The sequence below is a fragment of the Leptothrix mechoopdaensis (SeqCode) genome (genome assembly GCF_053893855.1).
Window position 1 is genome coordinate 4,751,305 of the sequence record NZ_CM132699.1, and the last position, 19,069, is coordinate 4,770,373.

Annotated in this window: 18 protein-coding genes; 15 read left to right on the forward strand and 3 right to left on the reverse strand. The window is 68.7% G+C overall.

Annotated features, from left to right (window positions below):
* The first annotated feature begins 91 nt into the window (after positions 1-91).
* The 5 genes from ACWA7K_RS20765 to ACWA7K_RS20785 all read left to right on the forward strand — a co-directional run bounded on the left by ACWA7K_RS20765 (position 92) and on the right by ACWA7K_RS20785 (position 5,424).
* Positions 92-901: an IclR family transcriptional regulator domain-containing protein gene (locus tag ACWA7K_RS20765; protein WP_456163871.1), complete on the forward strand. Its 810-nt coding sequence runs from the start codon at positions 92-94 to the stop codon at positions 899-901.
* A gap of 28 nt (positions 902-929) precedes the next feature.
* Positions 930-2,144 carry a 4-hydroxybenzoate 3-monooxygenase gene (pobA, locus tag ACWA7K_RS20770; RefSeq protein ID WP_456163873.1) on the forward strand — a complete coding sequence of 405 codons (1,215 nt, stop codon included), beginning with the start codon at positions 930-932 and terminating at the stop codon, positions 2,142-2,144.
* 64 nt (positions 2,145-2,208) lie between these two features.
* Positions 2,209-4,008, forward strand: coding sequence for a SulP family inorganic anion transporter (locus ACWA7K_RS20775; protein WP_456163875.1), 1,800 nt, complete (start codon positions 2,209-2,211; stop codon positions 4,006-4,008).
* Positions 4,009-4,087: 79 nt separating this feature from the next.
* Positions 4,088-4,987 (forward strand): alpha/beta hydrolase, encoded by a 900-nt coding sequence (locus tag ACWA7K_RS20780; protein ID WP_456210251.1) that lies wholly within the window; start codon positions 4,088-4,090, stop codon positions 4,985-4,987.
* A gap of 14 nt (positions 4,988-5,001) precedes the next feature.
* Positions 5,002-5,424, forward strand: a complete 423-nt coding sequence (locus ACWA7K_RS20785) for an acyl-CoA thioesterase (protein WP_456163879.1) — start codon at positions 5,002-5,004, stop codon at positions 5,422-5,424.
* A 134-nt stretch (positions 5,425-5,558) separates the two neighbouring features.
* On the opposite strand, the gene ACWA7K_RS20790 is transcribed toward ACWA7K_RS20785, so the two are convergent.
* Together ACWA7K_RS20790 and ACWA7K_RS20795 are read right to left on the reverse strand one after the other, a co-directional pair.
* Positions 5,559-6,269, reverse strand: coding sequence for a hypothetical protein (locus tag ACWA7K_RS20790; RefSeq protein WP_456163881.1), 711 nt, complete (start codon positions 6,267-6,269; stop codon positions 5,559-5,561).
* Positions 6,266-7,129 carry an SDR family NAD(P)-dependent oxidoreductase gene (locus tag ACWA7K_RS20795; protein ID WP_456163883.1) on the reverse strand — a complete coding sequence of 288 codons (864 nt, stop codon included), beginning with the start codon at positions 7,127-7,129 and terminating at the stop codon, positions 6,266-6,268. The genes ACWA7K_RS20790 and ACWA7K_RS20795 overlap by 4 nt, the downstream gene beginning before the upstream one ends.
* 125 nt (positions 7,130-7,254) lie before the next feature.
* On the opposite strand from ACWA7K_RS20795, the gene ACWA7K_RS20800 reads away from it, so the two are divergent.
* Positions 7,255-8,238, forward strand: coding sequence for a LysR family transcriptional regulator (locus tag ACWA7K_RS20800; protein ID WP_456163885.1), 984 nt, complete (start codon positions 7,255-7,257; stop codon positions 8,236-8,238).
* Here the strand turns inward: ACWA7K_RS20800 and ACWA7K_RS20805 are convergent.
* Complete coding sequence (locus ACWA7K_RS20805) at positions 8,216-9,028, reverse strand: DeoR/GlpR family DNA-binding transcription regulator (protein ID WP_456163887.1); 813 nt, start codon at positions 9,026-9,028, stop codon at positions 8,216-8,218. The genes ACWA7K_RS20800 and ACWA7K_RS20805 overlap by 23 nt on opposite strands.
* Before the next feature lie 228 nt (positions 9,029-9,256).
* Here ACWA7K_RS20805 and ACWA7K_RS20810 point away from each other — a divergent pair, with 228 nt between their 5' ends.
* The 9 genes from ACWA7K_RS20810 to ACWA7K_RS20850 all read left to right on the forward strand — a co-directional run bounded on the left by ACWA7K_RS20810 (position 9,257) and on the right by ACWA7K_RS20850 (position 19,067).
* Positions 9,257-10,204 carry a tagatose kinase gene (locus ACWA7K_RS20810; protein ID WP_456163889.1) on the forward strand — a complete coding sequence of 316 codons (948 nt, stop codon included), beginning with the start codon at positions 9,257-9,259 and terminating at the stop codon, positions 10,202-10,204.
* 3 nt (positions 10,205-10,207) lie between these two features.
* Complete coding sequence (locus tag ACWA7K_RS20815) at positions 10,208-11,476, forward strand: D-tagatose-bisphosphate aldolase, class II, non-catalytic subunit (RefSeq protein ID WP_456163891.1); 1,269 nt, start codon at positions 10,208-10,210, stop codon at positions 11,474-11,476.
* 136 nt (positions 11,477-11,612) lie between these two features.
* Positions 11,613-12,920 (forward strand): ABC transporter substrate-binding protein, encoded by a 1,308-nt coding sequence (locus ACWA7K_RS20820; RefSeq protein ID WP_456163893.1) that lies wholly within the window; start codon positions 11,613-11,615, stop codon positions 12,918-12,920.
* Positions 12,921-13,012: 92 nt separating this feature from the next.
* Positions 13,013-13,885, forward strand: a complete 873-nt coding sequence (locus ACWA7K_RS20825; protein WP_456163895.1) for a carbohydrate ABC transporter permease — start codon at positions 13,013-13,015, stop codon at positions 13,883-13,885.
* Between the two features lie 11 nt (positions 13,886-13,896).
* Positions 13,897-14,727 (forward strand): carbohydrate ABC transporter permease, encoded by an 831-nt coding sequence (locus tag ACWA7K_RS20830; protein ID WP_456163897.1) that lies wholly within the window; start codon positions 13,897-13,899, stop codon positions 14,725-14,727.
* Between the two features lie 37 nt (positions 14,728-14,764).
* Positions 14,765-15,820: an ABC transporter ATP-binding protein gene (locus ACWA7K_RS20835; RefSeq protein WP_456163899.1), complete on the forward strand. Its 1,056-nt coding sequence runs from the start codon at positions 14,765-14,767 to the stop codon at positions 15,818-15,820.
* Positions 15,821-15,850: 30 nt separating this feature from the next.
* Entirely contained in the window at positions 15,851-17,278 is a 1,428-nt protein-coding gene (dalD, locus tag ACWA7K_RS20840; RefSeq protein WP_456163901.1) for a D-arabinitol 4-dehydrogenase, read from the forward strand.
* Between the two features lie 32 nt (positions 17,279-17,310).
* Positions 17,311-18,279 (forward strand): AraC family transcriptional regulator, encoded by a 969-nt coding sequence (locus tag ACWA7K_RS20845; RefSeq protein ID WP_456168897.1) that lies wholly within the window; start codon positions 17,311-17,313, stop codon positions 18,277-18,279.
* Positions 18,276-19,067 carry an L-iditol 2-dehydrogenase gene (locus ACWA7K_RS20850; protein WP_456163903.1) on the forward strand — a complete coding sequence of 264 codons (792 nt, stop codon included), beginning with the start codon at positions 18,276-18,278 and terminating at the stop codon, positions 19,065-19,067. Before ACWA7K_RS20845 ends, ACWA7K_RS20850 begins: the two co-directional genes overlap by 4 nt.
* The last annotated feature ends 2 nt before the right edge of the window (positions 19,068-19,069 follow it).

Below are 19,069 nucleotides of genomic sequence, written 5' to 3' on the forward strand. Positions count from 1 at the left end.
TGCGCACAGCGAACAAATCGTGGGTCCGGGCGACCCCGGCGCTACGCTTCCTTGACCTGACGCAGGTTGTGCCAGGTTCAAGCCGCGTGACATGCCCGACGACCCGAAGCCCGCTCCGCCGACGCCCCCCGACGAGACGACGCCCGCCGCCTCGCCGCGCGACTTCGTCGCCGCACTGGCCAGCGGTCTGCTGGTCATCGAGGCCTTCGACCAGGACCGCCCGCGGCTGTCGATCAGCGAGGTCGCCCAGCGTGCCGGCCTGACCCGCGCCGCCGCGCGCCGCCACCTGATCACGCTGACGCAGCTGGGCTATGTCCACCAGCAGGGCCGCCAGTTCGAGCTGACCGCCAAGGTGCTGCGCTTCGGCCAGTCCTACATGCATTCGGCCCGCCTGCCACGCCTGCTGCAGCCGCAGCTGACCCGCATGGCGCTGGCGCTGCAGGAGGCCAGCTCGGCCGGCGTGCTGGACGGCGACGACGTCATCAGCGTCGCGGCGGCGACCGCCGGGCGGGTCGTCTCGGCCACCCTGCAGCCGGGCACCCGCGTGCCGGCCTGGTGCACCGCCAACGGCCGTGTGCTGCTGGCGGCGCTGCCCAACGAGGCGCTGGACGCCTTCATCGCCCGCCAGTCCATGCTGCCGCTGACGCCGCAGACCCTCACCCAGCGCGACCGGCTGCGGCTGGAGGTCGAGCGGGTGCGCGTGCGCGGCTATGCGCTGGTCGACCAGGAACTCGAACCCGGCCTGCGCACGCTGTCGGTGCCGCTGCGCAACTTTCGCGGCGAGGTCGTCGCCGCGATCAACGTCAGCGCCCACGCCGGGCGCATGAGCACCGCCGAGCTGCTCGACCGCTGCCTGCCCATGCTGCTGGAGGTGCAGGCGCACCTGCGGCAGTTCCTGTGACCCCCAGAACCCGACGGAGACACGACCCATGACCCAGCCGACCCCCATCCCCACGCGCACCCAGGTCGCCATCATCGGCGCCGGACCGTCCGGCCTGCTGCTCGGCCAGCTGCTGCACAAGGCCGGCATCGACAACGTGATCCTGGAACAGCGCAGCGCCGACTACGTGCTCGGCCGGGTCCGGGCGGGCGTGCTCGAACAGGTCTGCGTCGACCTGCTCGACGAGGCCGGCGTCGGCGAGCGCATGCACCGCGAGGGCCTGGTCCACCACGGCATCGAGCTGATGTTCTCGGGCCAGCGCCACCGCATCGACCTGTCGGCGCTGACCGGCGGCAAGTCGGTGATGGTCTACGGCCAGACCGAGGTCACGCGCGACCTGATGGACGCCCGCCAGGCCCACGGCGCGCCGATCGTCTACGAGGCCGAGGACGTCGCGCTGCACGGCTTCGACGGCACGTCGCCGACGGTCACCTATCGCAAGGACGGTGTCGAACACACGCTGGCCTGCGACCACATCGCCGGCTGCGACGGCTTCCACGGCGTCTCGCGCGCCAGCGTGCCGGTCGGCGCGATCCGCCAGTTCGAGCGCGTCTACCCGTTCGGCTGGCTCGGCATCCTGGCCGACGTGCCGCCGGTCTCCGATGAGCTGATCTACGCCAACCACGCGCGCGGCTTCGCGCTGTGCAGCATGCGCAGCGCCTCGCGGGTGCGGCTGTACGTGCAGTGTTCGCTGCAGGACAAGGTCGAGGACTGGAGCGACGAGCGCTTCTGGGCCGAGCTGAAGTCGCGCCTGGACCCGCAGACCGCCGAGCGCCTGCCCACCGGCCCGTCGTTCGAGAAGAGCATCGCCCCGCTGCGCAGCTTCGTCGCCGAGCCGATGCGCTTCGGCCGCCTGTTCCTGTGCGGCGACGCGGCCCACATCGTCCCGCCGACGGGCGCCAAGGGCCTGAACCTCGCGGCGGCCGACGTGCGCTACCTCAGCCGCGCGCTGATCGAGCACTACGCCGACAAGTCCGATGCGGGCCTCGACGACTACTCCCGCAAGGCCCTGCGCCGCATCTGGAAGGCCGAGCGTTTCAGCTGGTGGATGACCAGCCTGATGCACCGTTTCCCCGCCGGCCCCGGCGACAGCGGCGACGTCGGCCACCGCATGCAGACCGCCGAGCTGGACTACCTCGTCCACTCGCCCGCCGCGATGACCTCGCTGGCGGAGAACTACGTGGGCTTGCCGTTCGAGGAGTGAGTCAGGCGGGGAGGGGTGGGGCGTGTGGCAGCATCGTCCGGACGATGCTTCACCCACTGCCACGATGACCTCGACCGATCCCCGGCCCTGGCGCTCACGCCTGTCCCACCTGCTCGGCGACTGGGTCCTCGAGGTCGATCGCGACAGCCTTCGCGCCGATGCGCAGGCGGCCTTGCTCGGGGCCTTGCTGGTGTTGCCGCAGGGCATCGCGTTTGCCGCGCTGGCGGGTTTGCCGGCGCAGTACGGGCTGTATTCGGCGGTGGTGCCGTGCATCGTCGCGGCGCTGGCCGGGTCGAGCCGGCATGTCATGAGCGGGCCGACCAACGCGAACTCGCTGGCGCTGGCCGCCATGCTGGCGCCGCTGGCGGCGACCGGCTCGGCGCACTACATCGAGCTGGCGCTGATGGTCACGCTGATGGTGGGCGCGATCCAGCTGGGCGTCGGCGCCTTGCGGCTGGGGCGGCTGGCCGACTTCATCTCGCCGGCCGCGCTGCTGGGATTCACCGGTGGCGCGGCCTTGCTGATCGGCCTGCACGCGCTGCGCGATGCGACCGAATCCGGCGTGCCGGCCGGCCTCGGCGCGGCGACGACGCTGTGGCAACTGGCCCGGCATCTGCCCGACAGCCACCCGCTGGCGCTGGCCGTCGCGGCGCTGGCGCTGGTCTCCGCCTGGGCGGCGCGACGCGTGTGGGCGCGCAGCCCGCACCTGCTGATCGGGCTGGTGCTGGCGAGCCTGGCCGGCGCCTGGGCCGGGGTGGTCTGGCCGGAACAGGCACCGCTGGTGCGCACCGGCGCGCTGCCCTCCGCATGGCCGAGTCCGCATCTGCCGCAGGTCGGCTTCCAGGAACTGGCCGAGCTGTTCGACAAGGCCCTCGCGCTGTCGGTCATCGCGCTGGGCCAGTCGCTGTCGATTGCCAAGGTGCTGGCCGCACGCTCGGGCCAGCGGCTGGACGTCAACCGCGAGTTCGTCGGCCAGGGCCTGTCCAACGTGGTCGGCGGCCTGATGCAGTGTTACCTGTCGTGCGGCTCGCTCAACCGGTCCTTGCCCAACCTGCAGGCCGGCGCGCGCACGCCGCTGGCCGCCGTGGGCTCGGCGGTGCTGCTGCTGGCGCTGGTCGCGCTGCTGGCCGATGCGCTGGCGCAGATCCCGCGGGCGGCCATCGCCGGGCTGTTGCTGCTGGTGGCGGCTTCGCTGCTGGACCTGTCGGCCTGGCGGCAGGTCTGGCGCATCGACCGGGCCGAGTTCTTCGTCGCGCTGGCCACGCTGGTGGCGACGCTGCGGCTGCGGCTGGAGACCGCGATCCTGCTGGGCGCCGGCCTGTCGCTGCTGGTCTACCTCTACCGCAGCGCCCGGCCGGCGATGCGGCTGATGGGCTTCGACCGCACGGGCGCCGAACGGCGTTTCATCGTCCGCGCCGACACGCCCGACGCGCTGCCCGAATGCCCGCAGCTGCACCTGCTGCGCATGGAGGGCTCGATCTACTTCGGCGCCGCCTCGCACGTCGACGAGCACCTGCACGCCTTGCGGCAGTCGCCCACGCCCGGGACCGCGCCGCGCCATCTGCTGGTCATGGCCAAGAGCATGAACTCGCTGGACAGCGCCGGCGCCGAGGTCTGGGAGCGCGAGCTGCGCGAACGCCGCGCGATGGGCGGCGACCTGCACTTCCACCGGCCGCGTCCGCAGGTCATCGAGCTGTGGCGGCGCAGCGGCTTTCTCGACCGGCTCGGGCCCGGTCACCTGCATGCCGACAAGCGCAGCGCGCTGGCCGCCATCCACCCGCAGCTGGATCCGGCCGTCTGCGCGCGCTGCCGCGCGCGGGTGTTCTGGGAATGCCAGAACGACGATCCGGGCGCGGCGATCTGAGCGGCAGCGGGCAACCGTCGCCATCCTCGGGTAACCCCGTGGCGATCGGGGCTGACGGCCGTTCTGGGAACATCGCCGGATGCCTTTTCAACCGCTGATCCCGGCGCTGCGCCGCCTGTTCCGACCGACCGCCCTGATCGTGCTGACCCTGCTGGGCGCAGCCGTCACGGTGGGCTGCGCCAGCCTGGACGAGCGCCAGCGCGCCTGGATCTTCCAGCCCGGCAAGTCCACCTGGGGCGGTGGCGCTGTTGCCGCCGAAGGCATGGACGAGGTCTGGATCGACTACCGCGACCGCCAGGACCGGCCCGTGCGCCTGAACGGCCTGTGGCTGGACCAGCCGCGCGCCGACGCGCCCGTGCTGCTCTACCTGCACGGCGCGCGCTGGAACGTGCGCAGCAGCGCGATGCGCATGCGCCGGCTGCACAGCCTGGGCTACGCCGTGCTGGGCATCGACTACCGCGGCTTCGGCCTGAGCACCGACGAACTGCCGTCCGAGCAGAGTGCCGTCGAGGACGCCCGCGCCGCCTGGGACTGGCTGGCGCGCGAACGGCCCGGCCGCAGCCGCACCGTCTTCGGCCATTCGCTCGGCGGCGCCATTGCCGTGGCGCTGGCCGCGCAGGTGCAGGACGAGGCCGGCGTGATCGTCGAGGGCACCTTCACGTCCATCCCCGACGTGGTGTCGACGTTCCGCTGGGGCTGGCTGCCGGTCGGCCCGCTGATCACGCAGCGCTTCGAGGCGGTCGAGCAGGTCGCGCACATCGGCTCGCCGCTGCTGGTCGTGCATGGCAGCGAGGACCGCCTGATCCCGCCCGAGCTGGGCCGCGCGCTGTACGACCGCGCGCGAGAGCCCAAACGCTACGTGCTGGTCGAGGGCGGCTCGCACCACAACACCAACGCGGTCGGCCTGGACCGCTACCGCGAGGCGGTGGCCGAGCTGTTCGGCATCGCGCAGCCCGATGCCGAGCCGGCGACGCGCTGATAAGGTCACGGGCCATGAAGAGCCACACCTACACCTTGCGCGTCGAGTTCGGTGACTGCGACCCGGCGCAGATCGTCTGGTTTCCCAACTTCTTCCGCTGGGTCGACGCGGCCAGCCGCCACTTCTTCGTCCAGTGCGGCCTGCCCGACTGGAAGACCACCGAACGCGAGCGCGGCATCCTGGGCACGCCGCTGGCCGACACGCAGGCGAAGTTCCTGCGCCCGGCCTCCTACGGCGACGTGCTGCAGATCGAGAGCCACGTCAGCGAATGGCGCCGCCGCAGCTTCGTCATGAAGCACCAGATCCGCCGCGCCGACGTCGTCCTCGTCGAGATCACCGAAGTCCGCGTCTTCGCCCGCCGCAAGGGCGACGGCAGCGACCCGCACGCGATCGAGGCGGTGGCGGTGCCGGAGGATTGGCGGGCGATGTGCGAGTGAGGGGCGAGTGAGGGGAGAGTGGGGGGCGAGCGAGGTGTGCGTGTGGCAGCACTTCTCAGGTGGCTGTTCGAGGCTCAGATCGACGAACTGAAACGCGTGTTCGGCTTGAGCCTGGACTGATCGCCCAGCCGGTCTCAGGCCCGGTGGATGAAGCGGAAGATCAGCATCCAGAAGCTCAGGATCATCGAGACCACCGGGAACTGCAGGGCCGAGGGCATGAAGTACACGGCGATGACGCTCGGCAGCCAGATGCACCAGAGCGCCACCTGCAGGGGCAGCACCTTCTGCGTCCAGAAGGTCGTCGTGCGCAGGCGTGCGGCGGTCTTCGCCCAGTTGCCTTCCTCATGCCAGAGGAAGGCTGTCAGGACGCAGCATTGCGTGAGCGGCGCGAACAGCAGCTGGTCGACCAGCGTCTTCCTGATGATCGTCAGCACATCGGTGCCTTCGCCGAACCACCACGCCTGCCCGGTGTAGAACAGGTCGACCGCCATGCCCGTGACGCCGAGCGTCAGTGCGGAAAACAGCAGGTCCCTGTTCGGCGTGGCCGGCTGGCGCAGGACCAGGCGGCTGAGCGCCTCCGGCAGCAGCACCGCGAAGACGACGTAGGACAGGAAGGCGAACGCAAGCCCTCCTTGCGCCTTCGCAGCTGCCCATGCGGCCATGCCGGACTTGACGGTGTCGCTCGATCCATAGGCGACCAGGAAGGCACCGAGCGCGAGCCAGAGCACCAGGCCGGGCAGCAGGTTGGCCTTCACCGCCTCGCGCACCAGCGTCAACGGGGAAGGGCGGTGTCCTTCGGGACGCGCCAGTTCACGGCCTTGCGCCCGTTCGGCGGTCGCGGTCATGCGCCTTCCTTTCGTGCCCCAGCCGGCATCTGCCGGGCGAAGGCCTCGCGGTGGTCCGGGTGCCAGCGCGACAGGGCCGGGCGGTTCAGGATCAGGTCGTCGGCTGCCCACTGCATGCGGTACTGGTCGAGCTCCCGTGTCACGTCGTTGTCCTGACAGAAGATGTAGAACTCGCCCGAGGCCAGACCTTCGACCAGCCGGTCGGCGACCTGCGCAGCGGTCCAGGGCGCGTCGGGCTTGGGGGTCGTGGCCGTCATGCCGGGGAAGTTCATCGGCGTGAAGGTGTAGCCCGGGATGAGTAGGTGAGCGGTGACGTGGTCGACGCGCTGACGCAGCTCGTGGGCCAGTTGCTCGGTCAGCACGCGCAACGCGGCCTTCGACACGGCATAGGCGGCGTTGCCCGGGGGCGTCGTGATGCCTTCCTTCGAGCCCAGGTTGACGATGGCCGCCGGCGTGCCCTGGGCGATCAGCGATTCGACGAACAGCTGCTGGACGTTCAGCGCGGACCAGAAGTTGACGTCCATGAGCCGCTGCCAGACGTCGACCGGGCCCCAGGGTCCCGCTTTGTCGGGCACCGCCGCGTTGTTGACGACCAGGCTGACCGGGCCGATGGCCTGCGAGCGCTCGAACAGCTGCTGCAGGCTCGCATCGTCGCGGACGTCGCCCGCCAGGGCGTGGATGCGGTCAGCGTGGCCGTCGCTGCTGAGCCTGCTCATGGCCTGTTCGAGGGCCGCTGCGTCCCGGTCGAACAGCAGAACCTGCATGCCCTCCCGAGCCAGCCGCTCGGCGATGGCGTAGCCGATGCCGACGGCGGCACCGGTGATGACGGCCAGGCCGTCCGGTCTGATGGCGGGGTGCATGGGGGGTGGTCCGATCGATGGTGGGTGATGTTGAGCAGAATTGAAGGATAGAGGCCCATGATGGCGTCTATTGAGAGATTGACCGCATGCTTCTGTGAAGCTGGCTCATCCATCGGAGACTGAACTTGAGCACCCGTCCCACCCGTCCGTACACCAAGCTGGGCCGCACCGACCTCGTCGACCTGAACGCCTTCATGGTCGTCGCCCGCCTGCGCAGCTTCACCAAGGCGGCCGTGGAACTGGGCGTCACGCCTTCGGCCGTCAGCCATGCCGTGCGCAACCTGGAAGAGCGACTGGGCGTCCGGCTGTTCAACCGGACCAGTCGCACCGTGGCCACGACGGACGCGGGCGCCACCCTGGCGGGCAGGCTCGCGATCGGCTTCGACGAGATCGGCGGGGCCTTGCAGGACCTGGACCGCCACCGCGACCGGCCGGCCGGTCGTCTGCGACTCAACGTGCTGGCCGACGGCGCGCGTCTGTTGCTGGCCGATGTGCTACCCGGCTTCCTGGAGGACTTCCCGGAGATCACCGTCGAGGTCGCGGTGGACGACAGGATGGTCGACATCGTCGAGGCCGGCTTCGATGCGGGCATCCGCTTCGGCGGCACCGTGCCGGAAGACTTCGTCGCCGTGCCGATCGGCGCCAGCTTGCGCTGGGTCGCGGCGGCATCGCCCGGCTACCTCAAGAGCCGGTCACCGATCCTGGTGCCCGATGACCTGAAGGCGCATCGCTGCATCCAGATCCGGACCGGAGAGGGGACCGTCTACCGCTGGGAGTTCTCGAAGGACGGTGACCGGCGGGCCATCGAGGTGCCCGGGCAACTCTGCGTGAACGAATCGGCGCTGGCCATGGACCTGGCGCTCGCCGGGCACGGCATCGCCTATGCCCTGGAGCAAAGGCTGGCCGGTCCCTTGCGCGACGGCACCCTGCAGGTGGTGCTGCCGGACTGGTCGCCGTGGGAGCCGGCCTTCCACCTCTACTACCCGGCCGCGCGACAGATGCCGCCGGGGCTTCGGGAGCTGATCGATGCCTTGAAGGCCCGCCGCCCGCGACCCCTGCCGCAACCCCTGCCGCGAGCAGACCCGCTCAAGCCCGCACGAACTCGATGATCCCGTCCGCCTTGCGCTGCACGCGCAGCTGGTGCTCGGACAGCAGGTCGAAGACGGCGGGTTCAAGGTCGTGGTTGACGGTCAGGCCGGCCAGGTCGCCCAGGCTGCAGACGGGGTGGCCTTCGAGCGCGCTGAAGTCCGGGCTGAGGGCCAGCGCGATCGCCTTGGTCGAGTGCCGCACGGCGGCGCTGTAGAGCCGGGCCGCGCCCGGATGCCGGCAGACCACCCGGCCGCGTGTGTCGACGCCCGAGATCACGATCACGCTCAGGTCGGCCGGGCGTGACAGCAGCCCCAGCTCGGCACCCGGCCCGAGCAGGCCGGGTTCGTCGGCGCTGTGCAGGCCGCCGGTCACGTGCAGCTCGCAGCTCAGGAAGCTCCTGGCGACCGAGGCCATCGCCAGGTCGTGCACCGTCAGCGCCACCCCCTGACGGGCCACCAGCAGCGGCAGCAGGCGCATCGCGATGCCGCCGCTGCTGAGGAAGACGGACATGCCGTCCTCGATCCAGCGCAAGGCCGCCGAGGCCACCGCCGCCTCGCTCGCGCCGTGGGTCGCCGCCTCCGGCTCGTGCTGCGGGCTGGCGCCGGTCTGCAGCGCCGGGTTGTATTTCGCCTTGCCGAAGGCGCGCACGACGTAGCCCTGGTTCTCCAGGTAGTTCAGGTCGCTGCGGATCGTCACCGAGGACACGCCCAGGCGCGTGCTCAGGTCCTCCACCCGCGCTTCCCCGTCCTTGCGGACCAGGTCGACGATCGCCAGCCGGCGCTTCAGCGTGCTGCTGCCTTCGCTTTGCATCTTGTTCTTCGGTTCTCGTTTTTCGAATGAAAGCCGTATCTCTCAAGATGAAAGTCTGCCGAGGCACCTGAGGGCTGTCAATCGACGTCGTTGCCCGGCTTGAAACCGGCCTTCTCCAGGGAAAACACCGACCAGGATGCTGATTGACTTCTTTCAGGTCGCTCCGCATACTTTCGACTCGAAAGACAGATTCGTCGATTCGAAAGACGTTGCAGCAGGAGCAAGACGATGACGAAGATCATGACCTTGGGCGAGATCCTGGTCGAGATCATGGCAACCCGGCGCGGCCAGACCTTCCGCGAACCCGGTCTGCTCAAGGGACCCTTTGCCAGCGGTGCGCCGGCGATCTTCATCGACCAGGTGGCCAAGCTGGGCCAGCCGGCCGGCATCATCGGCTGCGTCGGCGACGACGACTTCGGCCTGCTCAACATCGAGCGCCTCAAGCGCGACGGCGTCGACACCGGCGCCATCCACGTCGTCAAGCAGGCGACCACCGGCAGCGCCTTCGTGACCTACCGCGAAGACGGCGAACGCGACTTCGTCTTCAACATCGTCAACAGCGCGTCGTCCCACCTCAACGCCGGCCATGTCGATGCCAACGTGCTGAAGGACTGCCGGCACCTGCACGTGATGGGCTCGTCGCTGTTCTCGTTCCGCATCATCGACGCGACCAAGAAGGCCATCGAGATCGTCAAGGCCCAGGGCGGCACCATTTCCTTCGACCCGAACGTGCGCAAGGAGATGCTGCGCATCCCCGAGATGCGTGACGCGCTGCGCTACGTGCTCGAGTTCACCGACATCTTCCTGCCCAGCGGCCATGAGGTGACCCTGCTGGCCGAGGCGGCCGACGAGGCCGGTGCCGTCAAGGAGATCCATGCGCTGGGCGTGAAGGAGATCGTCATCAAGCGTGGATCCCACGGCTCGACCTACTTCGGCAGCCAGGGCCGCATCGACGCGCCGGCCTATCCAGCCATCGAGGTGGATCCCACCGGCGCGGGCGACTGCTTCGGCGCGACCTACACGACCTGCCGCCTGCGTGGCCAGTCGCCCGAGCAGGCGTTGCGCTACGCCAATGCCGCTGGCGCGTCCGCAGTCGGCCAGCTCGGTCCGATGGAGGGCACGGCCGATTTCGCCACGCTCGACGCGCTGATCGCGCGGTCGACGACGGAGGCCTGAGCCATGACCTCGCTCCTGCAGGAACTCGCCAGCGGCCGGCGTGCCGGGCGGCGAGACGGCATCTACTCGGTTTGTTCGGCCCATCCGCTGGTGATCGAGGCGGCCATGCACCAGGCGCTGGAAGACGGCACCGTGCTGCTGGTCGAGGCCACGTCCAACCAGGTCGACCAGTTCGGCGGCTACACCGGCATGAAGCCGGCGGACTTCATCACCTTCGTGCAGGACATTGCCGCACGGGTCGGCCTGCCGGCCGATCGGATCCTCTTTGGTGGTGACCACCTGGGCCCCAACCCGTGGCGCGACAAGCCGGCCCACGAGGCCATGGCGCTGGCCAAGGACATGCTCACCGCCTATGCGGCCGCCGGCTTCACCAAGCTGCACCTCGACGCCAGCATGCGCTGCGCCGATGACCTGCCGGTGCTCGACGACCGCGTCGTGGCCGAACGTGCCGCCGCCTTGTGCGCCGCCGCCGAGGCGGCAGCGAACGGCGTGCGGCCGGTCTACGTGATCGGCACCGAGGTGCCGGTGCCGGGTGGTGCGGCCGAGGCACTCGACCATGTCGAGGTCACGGCACCAGCGTCCGCCCGACGGACCGTCGACGTGCACGAGGAAGCCTTCGCGACCGCCGGCCTGCAGGACGCCTGGCGCCGTGTCATCGCGCTGGTGGTGCAGCCGGGCGTGGAGTTCGATCATGAACGGGTCGTCGACTACCAGCCTGAGGCGGCCCGGACGCTGTCGTCCGTGCTGGACGGCGACACCCGGCTGGTCTTCGAAGCCCATTCGACCGACTACCAGCGTCCGGACGCGCTGGCCGCCCTGGTGCGCGACGGCTTCGCGATCCTGAAGGTCGGACCCGGCCTGACCTTCGCGTTGCGGGAAGCGCTGTTTGCGCTCGCCGCGATGGAGGACGACCTGGTCGACGACGGCCGCCGTTCCAGCCTTCGGCAGGTGATCGAACGCGTGATGCTGGAGCGCCCCGAGTCCTGGCAACGCTACTGCCACGGCGATGCGCGCCAGCAGCGCCTGCAGCGGGTCTACAGCTACAGCGACCGGATGCGCTACTACTGGCCCGATGCCGAGATCGACGCGGCGGCGCGTCGCCTGTTCGACAACCTGGCCGCCGTCGGCATCCCCGAGAACGTGCTGAGCCAATACCTTCCTGAGCAGTACCGCGCCGTTCGGGCCGGGCGCCTGTCGCCCGATCCGAAGGCCTTGACGCTGGACCGTGTCCGCGATGCCTTGAGGCCCTATGCGGCGGCCTGCCGCGCCTGACGCCAGACCCGTCACCTGTTTCCCGGCCGAGAGGCCGAACCCCTGGCCGGATGACCTCCGGACCTTCACTCAGCAAGCCGTCCGGAAGGGCGAAAGCGGCTTGTTTGCCTTCACACGCCCTGACATTGGAGATGACATGAAGAAAGCAGTTCTCGCCGCGCTGATCGGCGCAGCCTTCGGCGCCGGTGCCGCTCAAGCCGCCACCGAACTCGTCGTGGCCACGGTCAACAACCGTCAGATGATCGAGATGCAGAAGCTCACGCCGGTGTTCGAGAAGGCGAACCCCGACATCAAGGTCAAGTGGGTCACGCTGGAAGAGACGGTGCTGCGCCAGCGTCTGACGACGGACATCGCCACCAAGGGCGGCCAGTTCGACATCATGACCATCGGCATGTACGAGACGCCGCTGTGGGGCAAGAAGGGCTGGCTCAAGGAGATCAAGACCGACGCCGCCTACGACATCGACGACCTGCTGCCCGGCATCCGCGGTGGCATGTCGCACGACGGCAAGCTGTTCGCGGCCCCGTTCTACGGCGAAAGCTCGTTCACGATGTACCGCAGCGACCTGGCCCAGGCCGCTGGCGTGACGCTGCCCGAGCAGCCCACCTACAAGGACATCGAGAACTTCGCCGCCAAGGTACACAACCCCGAGAAGGGCATCTTCGGCATCTGCCTGCGCGGCAAGCCGAGCTGGGGCGAGAACATGGCCTACCTGACCACGCTGGTCAACGTGCACGGCGGCCAGTGGTTCGACATGAGCTGGAAGCCGCAGGTCGACTCCAAGCCCTGGCAGGAAGCGATCACGTTCTACGTGAACCTGATGAAGAAGTACGGCCCGACCGGCGCATCGGCCAACGGCTTCAACGAGAACCTCAACCTGATGGCCGGCGGCAAGTGCGGCATGTGGATCGACGCGACCAGCGCGGCCGGTTCGCTGTCGGATCCGAAGTTCAGCAAGATCGCCGACACGGTGGCCTTCGCCAAGGCGCCGGTGGCCGTGACCGACAAGGGCAAGGGCTACTCGTGGTCCTGGGGCCTGGCGATTCCCGCCAGCACCAAGAAGGAAGCGGCCGCGCAGAAGTTCATCAACTGGGCCACGTCCAAGGACTACATCAAGCTCGTGGCCGAGACCGACGGCTGGATCACGGTGCCGACCGGCAACCGCAAGTCGACCTACGCCTACCCCGAGTTCCAGAAGGTCTCGAAGTTCGGCGCGATGGAGCTGAAGGCCATCGAGACGGTCGACGTGCATGACGCCACGCTGCCGAAGTCGCCCTACCAGGGCGTGCAGTTCGCCGGCATCCCCGAGTTCCAGGCCATCGGCACGGCGGTGGGCCAGGAAATCAGTGCCGCGCTGGCGGGCAAGAAGTCGGTGGCCGACGCGCTGAAGGCGGGTCAGGTCGCTGCCGACCGTGAAATGAAGAAGGCCGGCTACTACAAGTAAGAGCCGCCGCCGGTGCCTGCACCGGCGGACCGTCTTCCAGGCGCGCGGGCCATGCCTGCGCGCCTGTGCGACTTCTGCCCAGAGACCCGCTCATGTCCCGTTCCGCCTCGCGCCTCGTGCCGCGCCTGCTGATGCTGCCGGCCGTCAGCACGCTCTTCCTGTGGATGATCGTCCCGCTGGTGATGACGATCTACTTCAGCGTCATCCGCTACAACCTGATGCAGCCCGAGAACACCGGCTTCATCGGACTCGAGAACTTCGAATTCTTCGTCACCGACCCGTCCTTCGGCGTCGCGGTGATCAACACGCTGCTGCTGCTGGGCAGCGTCATCGTCATCACGGTGCTGATGGGTGTCGCGATCGCGCTGCTGATCGACGAACCCTTCCCCGGCCGCGGCCTCGTGCGCATCCTGCTGATCTCGCCCTTCTTCGTCATGCCCACGGTCAATGCGCTGCTGTGGAAGCACATGATGATGAACCCGATCTACGGCGTGCTGGCGCAGGTCTGGCAGTTCTTCGGTGCCACGCCGGTCGACTGGCTGACCGACTTCCCGCTGCTCTCCGTGATCATCATGGTGGCCTGGCAATGGTTGCCGTTCGCCACGCTGATCTTCATCACCGCGCTGCAGAGCATGGACCGCGAGCAGCTCGAAGCCGCGCGCATGGACGGTGCCACCTACCTGCAGCAGCTGCGCTACCTCTACCTGCCGCACATGGCCCGATCGGTCGCGGTGGTCGTGATGATCGAGCTGATCTTCCTGCTGTCGGTCTTCGCCGAGATCTACACGACGACCGGCGGTGGTCCGGGTGATGCGTCGACCAACGTCGCCTTCCTGATCTTCAAGCAGGCGTTGCTGAACTTCGATGCCGGCGTGGCCTCCGCAGGGGCGCTGTTCGCGGTTCTGCTGGCCAACATCGCCGCCGCCTTCCTGATCCGCCTGGTCGGCAAGAACCTCGACAAATAAGGACAAACTCGATGTCCCGTCCTTCCACGCTCACCCCGACCCTGGTGGCCCGCACCGTGGTCGCCTGGCTCGTCACCCTGACGCTGTTCTTCCCGCTCGGCTGGCTGGTGCTGACCGCCTTCAAGACCGAACTGCAGGCGATCTCGGTGCCGCCGCTGCTGTTCTTCACGCCCACGCTGGAGAACTTCCACGAGGTCCAGGAACGCAGCGACTACCTGCTGTACGCGAAGAACTCGCTGATCACCAGCGTCGCCTCGACCCTGCTGGGCCTGGCGCTGGCCGCGCCGGCTGCGTACTCGATGGCCTTCTTCCGCGGCCGCCACACCAAGGACGTGCTGATGTGGATGCTGTCCACGAAGATGATGCCGGCCGTCGGTGCGCTGATGCCCATCTACGTGATGGCGCAGTGGAGCGGCCTGCTCGACAGCCGGCTCGGGCTGACGCTGATCTTCACGCTGAGCAACCTGCCGATCATGGTGTGGATGCTTTACACCGGCTTCAAGGAGATCCCGCGCGACATCCTCGAAGCCGCCCGCATGGACGGCGCGACGCTGTGGCAGGAAGCGCGCCAGGTGCTGCTGCCGCTGTCGATGGGCAGCTTCGCCTCGACGGGCCTGCTGTGCCTGGTGCTGAGCTGGAACGAGGCCTTCTGGAGCCTCACGTTGACAGCTGCCAAGGCCGGCACGCTGGCCGCGCTGATCGCCAGCTACTCCAGCCCCGAGGGCCTGTTCTGGGCCAAGCTGTCCGCCGCCTCGCTGATGGCCATTGCGCCCATCGTGGTGTTCGGCTGGTTCAGTCAAAAGCAATTGGTCCAAGGCTTGACCTTCGGCGCCGTCAAGTAAGCACGTGATCCACGCGCAACGAATCAGGAGTCATTCCATGGCCTACCTTCAACTCCAGGGCATCGAGAAGTTCTTCGGCAGCCACCGCGCCATCAAGGGCGTGGACCTGACGATCAACCAGGGCGAGTTCATCGTGTTCGTCGGCCCTTCGGGCTGCGGCAAGTCGACGCTGCTGCGCCTGATCGCCGGTCTCGAACACATCGACGGCGGCAAGCTGGTGCTCGACGGGCGCGACATCACGCACCTGCCCTCGTCCAAGCGTGACCTCGCGATGGTGTTCCAGAGCTACGCGCTCTACCCGCACATGAGCGTCTACGAGAACATGAGCTTCGCGCTCAAGCTCGCCAAGGTCGACGAGGCCACGATCCGCGACAAGGTCGACCGCGCCGCGAAGATCCTCAACCTGACGCCCTATCTGCAGCGCACGCCCAAGGAACTCTCGGGCGGCCAGCGCCAGCGCGTGGCCATCGGCCGCGCCATCGTGCGCGCGCCCAAGGTCTTCCTGTTCGACGAGCCGCTGTCCAACCTCGATGCGGCCCTGCGCGGCCAGACCCGCGTGGAGATTGCCAAGCTGCACCGCGACCTCGGCGCGACCACGATCTACGTGACACACGACCAGGTCGAGGCGATGACGCTGGCCGACCGCGTGGTGGTGCTGCGCGACGGCCTGATCGAACAGGTCGGCACGCCGCTGGAACTCTATGACCGGCCCGCCAACCAGTTCGTCGCCCAGTTCATCGGCACGCCGCAGATGAACGTGGTGGCCGCCAAGGCGGTGCCGCAGCTGGCCGGCCAGTACGGCCTGCCGGTGCCGGCCGAAGGCTTCGTCGGCCTGCGCCCGGAATGCCTGACGCTGGCCCATGCCGGCTCGGGCGCGGTGCAGGGCACCGTCGAGCTGGTCGAGGCGCTCGGCGCCGAGACGCTGATCTATGTCTCCACCGAAGGCGGCGCGATGTTGGTGGCGCGCCAGAACAGCCGCACCGCGCTGCGTGCCGGTGACCGTGTCGGCGTCGACATCGACGTCGCGGCGGCCCACATCTTCGATGCCAACGGGCGCATCACGCGCACGGGTGCGCCGCATCCGATGGCCTGACGGCACCGCATTGAACGCACCGAGGTCCTCATGAGCAACACCGGCAGCACCCAACCTTCCGTCATCCTCCACCTCGGCCTGGGCTCCTTCCACCGGGCCCACCAGGCCGTCTACCTGCAGGCCCTGCACGATGCCGGCGACACGCGCTGGGTGCTGGCCGGCGGCCACATCCGCCCGGACATGGCCGAGACCATCGCGGCGCTGCAGGCCAGCGGCGGGGCCTACACGCTGGAGACGATCTCGCCTCAGGGCGAACACGTCTACCAGCGCATCACGTCGATCCAGAAGGTCATCGGCTACACGCCCGACCTGGCCGGCCTGATCGCGGTGGGCGCGGATGCGGCCACGAAGATCATCTCGTTCACGGTGACGGAAGCGGGCTACTACCTCGACGCGAAGAACCAGCTCGACCTGGCGACCTTCGCCGACCTGCGCGCCGACCTCGATGCGCTGCGCAGCGGTGCCGCGCCGGACAGCTCGCGCTCGTGGACGATCTACGGCGCGCTGACCGCCGTGCTGCGCGCACGCATGGCCGCCGATGCCGGCCCGGTCACGCTGATGAACTGCGACAACCTGCGCCACAACGGCGAACGCTCGCGCAGCGGGCTGCTGCAGTACATCGCGCAGCTCGGTGATGTCGAACTTGCCGACTGGGTCGAGGCCAACACGACCAGCCCGAACGCGATGGTCGACCGCATCACGCCGCGCCCGACGCCGGCCGTGCGCGAGCGTGTCAAGGCTGCCACCGGCATCGATGACGCGGCCTCGCTGATGGGCGAGAGCTTCATCCAGTGGGTCATCGAGGACCACTTCATCGCCGGCCGCCCTGCGTGGGAGAACGTCGGCGGCGAGATGGTGCAGTCGGTGCAGGCCTACGAGGAGGCCAAGATCCGCCTGCTCAACGCGACGCACAGCTGCATCGCCTGGGCCGGCACGCTGGTGGGCTACACGTATATCCACGAAGGCACGCTCGATCCGGTGATCCGCAAGATGGCCTTCGACTACGTCACCGACGACGCCATCCCGGTGCTGAGCCCGTCGCCGCTGGACCTCGCGAAGTACCGCGACGTCGTGCTCGACCGCTTCGGCAACGCCGCGATCGCCGACACCAACCAGCGTGTCGCGATGGACGGCTTCAGCAAGATCCCCGGCTTCATCGCACCGACCGTGCGCGAGCGGCTGGCGCGCCACGAATCGATCAACAGCGTCGCGATGCTGCCGGCGCTGTTCCTGGCCTACCTGCAGGTCTGGCATCGCGGCGGCATCGCCTACACCTACCAGGACCAGGCGATGGACCCGGCGGTGGCGCACGCGATCTGCGAGGCGCCCGACCCGGTTGCGGCCTTCTGTGCCGATGCGCCGCTGTGGGGCAACCTGGCAGGCGACGCGCGGCTGGTTGACGCGGTCCGGCGGGCGAGCGATCGCGTCGCGGCGTTCGTGTCGGAGCGAACGGTCTGACGTCCGATGGGACACGCATGCACCGCATCGACATGAGCAGCCTGCGCCATCGACCTGCGGCGGTTTCCTGGTCGGGTTCGTGGGGCTTGGGGCGTCCGGTGTTCGAGAAGGACGAAGGGCGGGCCTCGGCTCCGGGCTATGAGCAGGGGCCCGACCTGGGCCTGATCCGCTGCCTGTCGCACGGCTTTCCGACGCCGCTGGCGCGCTGGCACTGCCACGACGAGTACGAGCTGCACATGATCACCTCGACCTCGGGCAAGGCCTTTGTGGGCGACTGGATCGGCCAGTTCCAGCCCGGCCACCTGGTGCTGACCGGTCCGCGCCTGCCGCACAACTGGGTCTCGATGGACATGCCCGAAGGTGGCGTGGCCGAACGCGACCTGGTGATCCAGTTCAACCACGACCCGCTGGTACAGGCCGCCGCCACCATCCCCGAACTCGGCGAGGTGCTGCCGCTGCTGGAACGGGCCAAGCACGGTATCGAGTTCTTCGGCCTGGGCGAACGTGGCGCGGCGCACTGGCACCGCGTCAAGGCCGCGCGCGGGCTGCGCCGCTTCACGGCGTTCTGCGATTTCTTGTGCGACCTGGCGGCCAGCACCGACTACCGGCTGCTCTCGAACGTGCAGCTGCAGGGCGACGACGACGATACCTCGCTGGACCGCATCGACGCGGTCGTGATGCGGCTGACCGACAACCTCGCCCAGCCCATCAGCGCGGCCGACATCGCCACCGAGCTGGGCATGAGCGAAAGCAGCTTCAGCCGCTTCTTCCGCCGCGCCACCGGCAACACCTTCACCGACTTCGTCAACCGCGTTCGCCTCAACCGGGCCTGCCAGCTGCTGACGGAAAGCGATCGGCTGATCACCGACATCTGCCGCGACGTCGGCTTCCACAACATCGCCAACTTCAACCGCCGCTTCGCGGAGTTCAAGGGCATGACGCCCCGTGAGTTCCGCAGGCAGACTTCGCCACGCTTCACGCTCACCAAGGAAACACCATGACTGGATTCAATCGCCTTGCTTCGTCTCACGCCCTGCTGACCGGTGTCGGCGGTGGCATCGGCCTGGCCGTCACCGAGTCCTACCTGGAAGAGGGCGCCCGCTGCACGGCGGTCGACCTCGCCGCCCAGCCCTCGGCCGGACTGCAGGCCCTGATGGCCCGCTTCCCCGAACGTCTGCACTACGTGTCGGCCAACGTGGCCGATGGCGCCAGCATCGCCGCCATGATGGTGGCGGCCGAGGCCCGCTTCGGCACGGTGACCGTGCTCTACAACAACGCGGCGGTCTTCAACCTGAAACCGCTGACCGAGGCCACCGAGCAGGAGTACGACCAGATCTTCTCGGTCAACGTCAAGGGCATGTTCTTCGTGATGCAGGCCGTGCTCAAGCGCATGGTCGAAGCCGGTGTGAAGGGCTCGGTGATCAACATGGCTTCGCAGGCCGGTCGCCGGGGTGAGCCGCTCGTGGCGCACTACTGCGCCAGCAAGGCCGCCGTGATCAGCTACACCCAGTCGGCGGCACTGGCGATGGCGCCGCATGGCATCCGCGTCAACGGCATCGCGCCGGGCGTGGTCGACACGCCGATGTGGGCCACGGTCGATGCGTTGTTCGCCAAGTACGAGGGTCTGGCCATCGGCGAGAAGAAGCGGGCGGTCGGCAAGGCCGTGCCGATGGGCCGCATGGGCGACCCGAAGGATCTTTGCGGTGCGGCCGTTTTCCTGGCCAGCGACGAGGCCGGCTACATCACCGCCCAGACGCTGAACGTCGACGGCGGCAACTGGATGTCCTGACC